8 protein-coding genes are annotated in these 8,544 nt (G+C 70.0%); 4 read left to right on the forward strand and 4 right to left on the reverse strand.

Annotation, left to right across the window (positions count from 1 at the left end):
- Both ACFU97_RS45875 and coxB read right to left on the reverse strand, forming a co-directional pair.
- The coding region (locus tag ACFU97_RS45875) for a cbb3-type cytochrome c oxidase subunit I (protein ID WP_384269216.1) at positions 1-605 on the reverse strand (605 nt) is incomplete at its 3' end.
- Complete coding sequence (coxB, locus tag ACFU97_RS45880) at positions 602-1,564, reverse strand: cytochrome c oxidase subunit II (protein WP_384269219.1); 963 nt, start codon at positions 1,562-1,564, stop codon at positions 602-604. The genes ACFU97_RS45875 and coxB, both read right to left, overlap by 4 nt.
- 264 nt (positions 1,565-1,828) lie before the next feature.
- Here coxB and ACFU97_RS45885 point away from each other — a divergent pair, with 264 nt between their 5' ends.
- Positions 1,829-3,205, forward strand: a complete 1,377-nt coding sequence (locus ACFU97_RS45885) for a cysteine desulfurase/sulfurtransferase TusA family protein (RefSeq protein WP_384269222.1) — start codon at positions 1,829-1,831, stop codon at positions 3,203-3,205.
- A 1-nt stretch (position 3,206) separates the two neighbouring features.
- On the opposite strand, the gene ACFU97_RS45890 is transcribed toward ACFU97_RS45885, so the two are convergent.
- Entirely contained in the window at positions 3,207-4,181 is a 975-nt protein-coding gene (locus ACFU97_RS45890; protein ID WP_384269224.1) for a carbohydrate kinase family protein, read from the reverse strand.
- A 128-nt stretch (positions 4,182-4,309) separates the two neighbouring features.
- Here ACFU97_RS45890 and ACFU97_RS45895 point away from each other — a divergent pair, with 128 nt between their 5' ends.
- On the forward strand, positions 4,310-4,519 hold the full coding sequence (locus tag ACFU97_RS45895) for a hypothetical protein (protein ID WP_384269226.1): 210 nt from the start codon (positions 4,310-4,312) through the stop codon (positions 4,517-4,519).
- A 438-nt stretch (positions 4,520-4,957) separates the two neighbouring features.
- Positions 4,958-6,643 carry a hypothetical protein gene (locus ACFU97_RS45900; RefSeq protein ID WP_384269232.1) on the forward strand — a complete coding sequence of 562 codons (1,686 nt, stop codon included), beginning with the start codon at positions 4,958-4,960 and terminating at the stop codon, positions 6,641-6,643.
- 91 nt (positions 6,644-6,734) lie between these two features.
- Here the strand turns inward: ACFU97_RS45900 and ACFU97_RS45905 are convergent, their stop codons facing one another.
- On the reverse strand, positions 6,735-7,091 hold the full coding sequence (locus ACFU97_RS45905) for a HesB/IscA family protein (protein WP_384269228.1): 357 nt from the start codon (positions 7,089-7,091) through the stop codon (positions 6,735-6,737).
- Between the two features lie 242 nt (positions 7,092-7,333).
- Here ACFU97_RS45905 and nadA point away from each other — a divergent pair, with 242 nt between their 5' ends.
- Positions 7,334-8,518 (forward strand): quinolinate synthase NadA, encoded by a 1,185-nt coding sequence (gene nadA / locus ACFU97_RS45910; protein ID WP_384269230.1) that lies wholly within the window; start codon positions 7,334-7,336, stop codon positions 8,516-8,518.
- Positions 8,519-8,544: the final 26 nt, after the last annotated feature.

Genomic DNA, 8,544 nt, shown 5'->3' on the forward strand with positions numbered 1-8,544 from the left:
GCGCGCATGCAGATGATGGTGGTGATGAAGTTGACCGCGCCGAGGATGGTGCCGAAGCCGGAGAAGGCCAGACCCATGATCCACAGGTCGGCGCCAACGCCCGGGGAGCGGACCGCGTCGGAGAGCGGGGAGTAGGCGAACCAGCCGAAGTCGGCCGCGCCGGAGGGGGTCAGGAAGCCGCCCACGGCGATGGTCGAGCCGAACAGGTACAGCCAGTAGGCGAACATGTTCAGCCGCGGGAACGCCACGTCCGGGGCGCCGATCTGCAGCGGCATGATCCAGTTCGTGAAGCCGGCGAACAGCGGCGTCGCGAACATCAGCAGCATGATCGTGCCGTGCATCGTGAACGCCTGGTTGAACTGCTCGTTCGACATGATCTGCAGACCAGGCCGGGCCAGTTCGGCGCGCATCAGCAGCGCCATCACGCCGCCGATCAGGAAGAACGCGAACGACGTGACGAGATACAGCGTCCCGATCGTCTTGTGGTCAGTGGTCGTCAGCCACTTGATCACGACATTGCCGGGCTGCTTGCGCCGGACCGGCAGCTCGTCTGAGTAGTGTCCCTCAGCTGCCGCGGCACCCTGGGGTTCGTTGAGGATGCTCACAGGTTGTTCGTCTCCCGGTTCTTCTCGTGGCTCGTCTGCGCGATGCCGGCGGGAACGTAACCGGTCTGCCCCTTCTTGGCGAGGTCCTTGAGGTGCTGCTCGTAGCGCTCAGGGGAGACGACCTTCACGTTGAACAGCATCCGGGAGTGGTCGACGCCGCACAGCTCGGCGCACTTGCCCAGGAAGGTGCCCTCCTTGTTGGGGGTCACCTGGAAGGAGTTGGTGTGGCCCGGGATGACGTCCATCTTCATCAGGAACGGCACCACCCAGAAGGAGTGGATGACGTCACGAGAGGTGAGGACGAAGCGGACCGTCTTGCCCTTGGGCAGCCACAGGGTCGGGCCCGGGTTGCCGGTCTGCGGGTTCTTCGTGGCCGGCGTGCCGACGTCGTAGACACCGCCGGCGTTCGCCGGGAAGTCCTTCTTGAACCGGTCCGGAATGGCGGCCAGGTTCTTGTCGGTCTTCGCGTCACCGGTGGAACCCGCGACGGGCTCGACGTAGTTGAAGCCCCAGCTCCACTGGAAGCCCACCACGTTCACCGTGACTGACGGCTTCTTGTCCGTGAGGCTGAGGATCTTCGACTCGTCACGGGCCGTGAAGTAGAAGAACACCGAGACGATGACGAGCGGAACGACCGTGTACAGCGCCTCGATCGGCATGTTGTACCGGGTCTGCGGCGGAACCTCGACCTTGGTGCGGCTGCGCCGGTGGAAGATCGTGCTCCAGATGATCAGGCCCCACACCAGCACGCCGGTGGCGAGCGCGGCGGCCCAGGAACCCTGCCACAGGGAGAGGATCCGCGGAGCCTCTTCCGTGGTCGGGGTGGGCATACCAAGGCGGGGGAAGTCCTTGTATGTGCAACCGGTGGCGGTCGCCAGGACCAGGCCCGCGGTCATTGCCTGCAGCAGCTTCCGCCGCATCGGGCGCCGCGGCGAGCGGTCGGAGCCGTTGGGACTCACGTAGCGCCTTCCCGAGAGTCTCGCCCGCGCGGTTGGCTGCGGCCTGCCTTCTCGATGGTCGGTCGCCGCCCTGCGTCGGGCAGGGGTTTGGATGTTTATGCGGACCAAACCCTAGCCGACGCCCTCCGGGGGTTCGCGGGGAGGGGGGCCTAGTGGGCAGGGTGGTTCGCTGGTTTGGCGGCTGCGGGTGGTTTGTGGCCTGTCGCGCCGTTCCCCGCGCCCCTTCCACACCCGCTGCGGTCCAGCGCGTCTTAGCGTTTACGCATGTCCTATTTCGATGCTGCTTCGGCTGCGCCTCTTCATCCTGTCGCTCGTCAGGCGCTGTTGGCCTCCCTGGACGAAGGATGGGCGGATCCTGCTCGGTTGTACCGGGAGGGGCGGCGGGCCCGGTTGCTGCTGGAAGCGGCGCGGGAGGCGGCCGCCGAGGCGGTGGGGTGCCGGGCGGACGAGCTGGTCTTCACCTCGTCCGGGACGCAGGCCGTGCACACCGGCATCGCGGGCGCGTTGGCCGGGCGTCACCGGATCGGGCGTCACCTGATCGTGTCGGCGATCGAACACTCCTCTGTGCTCCATGCGGCTGACACGCACGAGGCCGCCGGCGGCGGCGTCACCCGGGTCGAGGTGGACCGGCTGGGCCGGGTGACGCCCGCGTCGTACGCCGCCGCTCTGCGCCCCGGCACCGCGCTGGCCTGTCTGCAGTCGGCCAACCACGAGGTGGGGACCGAGCAGCCGGTGACGGAAGTGGCGGCGCTGTGCCGGGAGTCCGGGGTGCCGCTGCTGGTGGACGCGGCGCAGTCGCTCGGCTGGGGGCCGGTCGAGGGCGACTGGTCGCTGCTGACGGGCAGCGCCCACAAGTGGGGCGGGCCCTCGGGGGTGGGGCTGCTCGTCGTGCGCAAGGGCGTGCGGTTCGCGCCGCAAGGGCCCGCCGACGAGCGGGAGTCCGGGCGGGCCGCCGGGTTCGAGAACCTGCCGGCGATCGTGGCGGCGGCCGCCTCACTGCGGGCCGTGCGCGCGGAGGCCGCGCAAGCGGCGCTACGGCTGCGGGAGCTGACGGAGCGGATCCGGGCGCGGGTGCCCGAGCTGGTGGCGGACGTGGAGGTGGTCGGGGATCCGGAGCGGCGGCTGCCGGGGATCGTCACCTTCTCCTGTCTCTATGTCGACGGGGAGACATTGCTGCACGAGCTGGACCGGGCGGGTTTCTCGGTCTCGTCGGGATCGTCGTGCACGAGCAGCACGCTGACGCCCAGCCATGTGCTGAAGGCGATGGGGGTGCTCAGCGAGGGGAACGTGCGCGTCTCGCTGCCCGCGGGAACGGGCGCGGAGGACGTCGAGCGGTTCCTGGAGGTGCTGCCGGGGGCCGTGGCGGGGGTGCGCGAGAAGCTCGGGGCGCCCGCCCCGGCGGCCACCGTGCAGCAGGACGTCCTGGTCGTCGACGCCCTGGGCAAGCGCTGCCCGATCCCCGTCATCGAGCTGGCCAAGGTCATCGGGGACGTGCCGGTCGGCGGCCTGGTCCGCGTGCTGTCCGACGACGAGGCGGCCCGCCTGGACATCCCCGCGTGGTGCGAGATGCGGGAGCAGGAGTACGTGGGCGAGGAGCCGGCGGACCACGGTGCTGCGTACGTGGTCCGCCGGGTGTCCTAGTTCAGGCCAGGTACTTGCGGACCTCGGCCGCTGGTTCGTCGCCGTAGGCCTTCATGAAGCGGTCCATGAAGTGGCCGCGGCGGAGCTGGTACTCCTGGGTGCCCACGGTCTCGATGACGAGGGTCGCCAGCATGCAGCCGACCTGCGCGGCGCGCTCCAGCGAGACACCCCAGGCCAGCCCGGACAGGAACCCGGCGCGGAAGGCGTCGCCGACGCCCGTGGGGTCGGCCTTGCGCTCCTCGTCGGGGCAGCCGACCTCGATCGGGTCCTCGCCGGCCCGCTCGATGCGGACACCGCTCGAGCCGAGCGTGGTGACGCGGTGGCCGACCTTGGCGAGGATCTCGGCGTCGCTCCAGCCGGTCTTGGACTCGATCAGGCCCTTCTCGTACTGGTTCGAGAAGAGGTACGTCGCGCCGTCCAGCAGTATCCGGATCTCGTCGCCGTCCATGCGGGCGATCTGCTGGGAGAAGTCGGCGGCGAAGGGGATGCCGCGCGAGCGGCACTCCTCCGTGTGCCGGAGCATGCCCTCCGGGTCGTCGGCACCGATCAGGACCAGGTCGAGGCCGCCGACGCGGTCCGCGACGGTCTTCAGCTCGATCAGCCGGGCCTCGCTCATCGCACCCGTGTAGAACGAGCCGATCTGGTTGTGGTCGGCGTCCGTGGTGCAGACGAAGCGCGCGGTGTGCAGCGTCTCCGAGATACGGACCGAGTCGGTGTCGACGCCGTGGCGTTCCAGCCAGGCGCGGTACTCGTCGAAGTCGAAGCCGGCGGCGCCGACCAGGATCGGCTCCGTGCCGAGCTGGCCCATGCCGAAGGCGATGTTCGCGCCCACGCCGCCCCGGCGGACGTCGAGGTTGTCGACCAGGAAGGAGAGCGAGACCGTGTGCAGCTGGTCCGCGACGAGCTGGTCGGCGAAGCGGCCTGGGAAGGTCATGAGGTGGTCGGTGGCGATGGAGCCTGTGACTGCGATGCGCACGGGGGATTCTCCTGTGGGGAGACGGGTTGACAGTTCACGCTACCGGGTCGTGATGGGCCTCTGAAGTGGCCAAAACTACCCGATAGTAGATCTTTCTTCGCGGGCGTGTGCGTGCATACGGTTCCGTTATGACGAACCTCAAGGTCCATACTCCGGCACCGGTCGACCTCGAAGGCGACCTCGCGTCGCTGCGCGGCGACTGCGCCCGGATGGTCCCCCACTGGGCCGCTCCCGAACGGATCGTTCCCCTTCCGGTACCCCCGTCACTCATCCACGGCGTGAAGGTGCCTCCGACCTCGGCCCGGCTGCTGGAGGCCATGTCGGACTACGGCGACTGAACCCGGCCCGGCAGCTCCGTTCGGCGCGCTCGAGGGAACCGCGCGCTCCCCCGCTGCGTCCCATCGCCGTCCCCCTTCGAGGGGATACGCGATACGACCCCCCGCGGTCCTTTTTGACAGGGCCGGGTCAGGGTCACAGGACAGCAGTGCAGCCGAAGGAGCGATGCGGTGAACACCGAGCGACCCGACAACGACGCCGCCGACTCCGCCGACGAGCGGAGCGACGGGACGGAGCAGCGCGCCACCGGCGCCGGGGCTCCCGGCGCCGCGGAGACCGGGCCGGAGGCTGCGGACAGGGCGCGGGACGGGGTTTCCGGGGGCGGGGCTTCCGAGGACGGGGCCAATCAGGCCGTGTCTTCCGAGGCCGAGGGCGAGGCTGTGAAGCCTGGGGTTTCCGAGGGCGAGTCCATGGAGCCTGGGGTTTCCGAGGGCGAGTCCATGGAGCCTTGGGTTTCCGAGGGCGAGTCGGCGAAGGCCGAGGGCGCTGAGGCCGAGCCCGCGAAGGGCGATGCTGCGGGCGACGAGGCCGCGGACGACGGAGCCGCGGACCACAAGGCCACGGCGGCCGCCGCCGGCGCGACGGCTGCCTCGGAAGACGCGCCCGGCGCCGACGCCGGCGGCAGCGGTGACGGTGCCGCCGAGCCCACCGAGGTCCCCGGGCCCCATGAGCTCGACCCCACGCCGCCCTCCCGTCGGCGCACCCCCGTGCTCGTCGCCTCCGTGGCCGCCGCCGTGCTGCTCGTGGGAGGTGGTGGTGCGTATCTGGCCATGGGGGCTTCCGGAGGGAACGGGTCGGACGCGGGCTCCGGGGCGTCCGGCGGCGGCACTCCCCCGCCGCTGGCTCTCGACGGGTACTCCACCGGCGGTTCGAACGGCATCGCGCCCGGGGAGCCCAACCCCTACGGCGTGACGTACAAGGTCGACGGCTCGCTGCCCGGCGGGCCCGGCTCCGCGCCCGTGTACCGGGCGAGCGGCGAGGTCGGCAAGGACGACGTGACGCGGCTGGCGAAGGCCCTCGGGCTGGACGGGACGCCGGTGCTGCGGGGGCAGGCCTGGCAGATCGGCCCCTCCAAGGACGGGTCCGGACCGAGCCTGGTGGTGGACAAGCAGGCGCCCGGGACGTGGACGTTCCGCCGGTACGTGGCCGGCACCGACGACTGCAACGGCATCGCCACCTGCACCAAGGACCCCGCCAACCCCGCCGGGAAGCGGGTGAGCGAGGCGGACGCCGAGCGGGCCGCGGCGCCGGTGCTCAAGGCGATCGGGCAGGACGACGTCAAGGTGGACGCGAGCCAGGTCATGGGCGCCCAGCGGGTGGTGAACGCCGATCCCCGGGTCGGCGATCTGCCCACCCACGGCTGGACGACCGGCCTGACGGTGAGCGCGCAGGGCGAAGTGGTCGGCGGAACCGGCCGGTTGAAGGCGCCGGAGAAGAGCGACACGTATCCCGTGCTGAGCGCGCACAAGACGCTGGCGCTGATGAACTCGGCGCCCACGACCGACCACCGCATGGGCATCGGCGGCTGCGCCAGCCCCGTACCGCTGAAGGACCGGCTGGAGCAGCCGTGCGGGAGGTCGACGGCCGGTACCACCCCGAAGGAGACCGTCACCATCCAGAGCGCGGTGTTCGGGCTGGCCGCGCGGGCCGTGGACGGGCGGCAGGCACTGGTGCCGTCCTGGCTCTTCCAGGTGAAGGGCGCGGGCGCGCAGAACGGCTTCACGGTGACGTATCCGGCCGTGGACCCGAAGTACCTCGCCTCGAACTCGGCCTCCCCCACCCCGTCGGCGACCGTCCCGGGCGACGAGCCGACCTCGGCGCCGGCCACGCGTGACGTCAAGGTGGACGGCTACACCGCGGACGGCAAGGAGCTGACCGTGAACTTCACGGGCGGGGTGTGCGCCGACTACACGGCGACGGCGGGCGAGAGCGCGGGCCAGGTGACCGTCAAGGTCACCGAGAAGCCCTGGAAGGGCAAGGTCTGCATCATGATCGCCAAGGAGCTGCACCGGACCGTGCAGCTGGACCAGCCGGTCGGCGACCGTACGGTCAAGGGCTCGGACGGCAAGGCGCTCGCGCAGCAGAAGCAGGGCGCACGGCTGCCGGGGACCGTCGCGGCGCAGTAGCCCGGCGGGCGGTGCATCCCGCACAAACGCGAAGGCGGCGGCCCTGTCGGAGGGGGCCGCCGCCTTCGGCTGTGTCAGTGGGCCGGACGGCTCAGCTGAAGGAGTCGCCGCAGGCGCAGGAGCCCGTCGCGTTCGGGTTGTCGATCGTGAAGCCCTGCTTCTCGATCGTGTCCACGAAGTCGATGGTGGCGCCGCCCAGGTACGGGGCGCTCATGCGGTCGGTGACGACCTTGACTCCGCCGAAGTCCTTCTCGACGTCGCCGTCGAGGGCGCGCTCGTCGAAGAAGAGCTGGTAACGCAGGCCGGAGCAGCCACCGGGCTGGACGGCCACACGCAGGGCGAGGTCGTCACGGCCCTCCTGGTCGAGCAGGGCCTTGACCTTGGACGCGGCGGCGTCGGTCAGCACGATGCCGTCGGTGACGGTGGTGGTCTCGTCCGATACGGACATCTACATCTCTCCCGGGTTGTACGGAGACTGCTTGCCGACGAGTGCAACCGGCAAGGCCGCGGATTCATTCCGGGCCGGGCGCCTTATTTCGGCGCCTCCTTCATGCTCGCACATGCTCCCGGAAGCGGAAAACGCCTCATCGGGATTCACGTCACATCGACGCTATGACCATCGTCAAACTGACGTGAACCGGGTTATGATAGATAACGTCAATTCGACGAAAAGTAGAAAGGGTGCGTGTCGTGACCACCGCCCAGACCCCGGAGCTCGACGTACAGCCGACTCCTCTTGCCCTGCTGCTCCTCGGCCGTGAGGCCGACCCGAAGAGCGAGCGCGGCGTCGAGTGTCCCGGTGACCTGCCCTCGCCGTCCGACCCCGATCTCGTGGCGCGCGCCCGCGCGGCCAAGGAGAAGCTCGGCGACAAGGTCTTCGTGCTCGGCCACCACTACCAGCGCGACGAGGTCATCCAGTTCGCCGACGTGACGGGTGACTCCTTCAAGCTGGCCCGGGACGCCGCCGCGCGCCCGGAGGCCGAGTACATCGTGTTCTGCGGTGTGCACTTCATGGCGGAGTCCGCCGACATCCTGACGTCCGACGAGCAGAAGGTGGTCCTGCCGGACCTCGCCGCCGGCTGCTCCATGGCCGACATGGCCACGGCCGAGCAGGTCGCCGAGTGCTGGGACGTACTGACCGAGGCCGGCGTGGCCGAGCAGGTCGTGCCGGTGTCGTACATGAACTCCTCCGCCGACATCAAGGCGTTCACCGGCAAGCACGGCGGCACGATCTGCACCTCCTCCAACGCCCAGCGGGCGCTGGAGTGGGCCTTCCAGCAGGGCGAGAAGGTGCTGTTCCTGCCCGACCAGCACCTCGGCCGGAACACGGCGGTGCGGGACATGGGCATGTCGATGGAGGACTGCGTCCTCTACAACCCGCACAAGCCGAACGGCGGGCTGACCGCCGAGCAGCTGCGCGACGCGAAGATGATCCTGTGGCGCGGCCACTGCTCGGTGCACGGCCGCTTCTCGCTGGACTCGGTGAACGACGTCCGCGAGCGCATCCCCGGCGTCAACGTCCTGGTGCACCCGGAGTGCCGGCACGAGGTCGTCGCGGCCGCCGACCACGTCGGTTCGACGGAGTACATCATCAAGGCGCTGGAGGCGGCCCCGGCCGGTTCCAAGTGGGCCATCGGCACCGAGCTCAATCTCGTACGCCGGCTCGCCGAGCGTTTCGCGCCCGAGGGCAAGGAGATCGTCTTCCTCGACAAGACGGTCTGCTTCTGCTCGACCATGAACCGCATCGACCTGCCCCACCTGGTCTGGGCCCTGGAGTCGCTGGCCGAGGGCAACCTGGTCAACCGGATCGAGGTCGACAAGGAGACCGAGGCGTTCGCCAAGCTGGCGCTGGAGCGGATGCTGGCGCTGCCGTAGGGCTTAGGCAGGACGCCTGCCGGATC

Origin of the sequence: Streptomyces sp. NPDC057616 (genome assembly GCF_042800575.1) — a bacterium.
Lineage (GTDB): Bacteria > Actinomycetota > Actinomycetes > Streptomycetales > Streptomycetaceae > Streptomyces.

Coding starts and splice junctions, on each gene's coding strand:
- ACFU97_RS45905 (WP_384269228.1), bottom strand. CDS start 7,091: ATGTCCGTATCGGACGAGACCACCACCGTCACCGACGGCATCGTGCTG.
- ACFU97_RS45885 (WP_384269222.1), top strand. CDS start 1,829: ATGTCCTATTTCGATGCTGCTTCGGCTGCGCCTCTTCATCCTGTCGCT.
- ACFU97_RS45895 (WP_384269226.1), top strand. CDS start 4,310: ATGACGAACCTCAAGGTCCATACTCCGGCACCGGTCGACCTCGAAGGC.
- ACFU97_RS45900 (WP_384269232.1), top strand. CDS start 4,958: ATGGAGCCTTGGGTTTCCGAGGGCGAGTCGGCGAAGGCCGAGGGCGCT.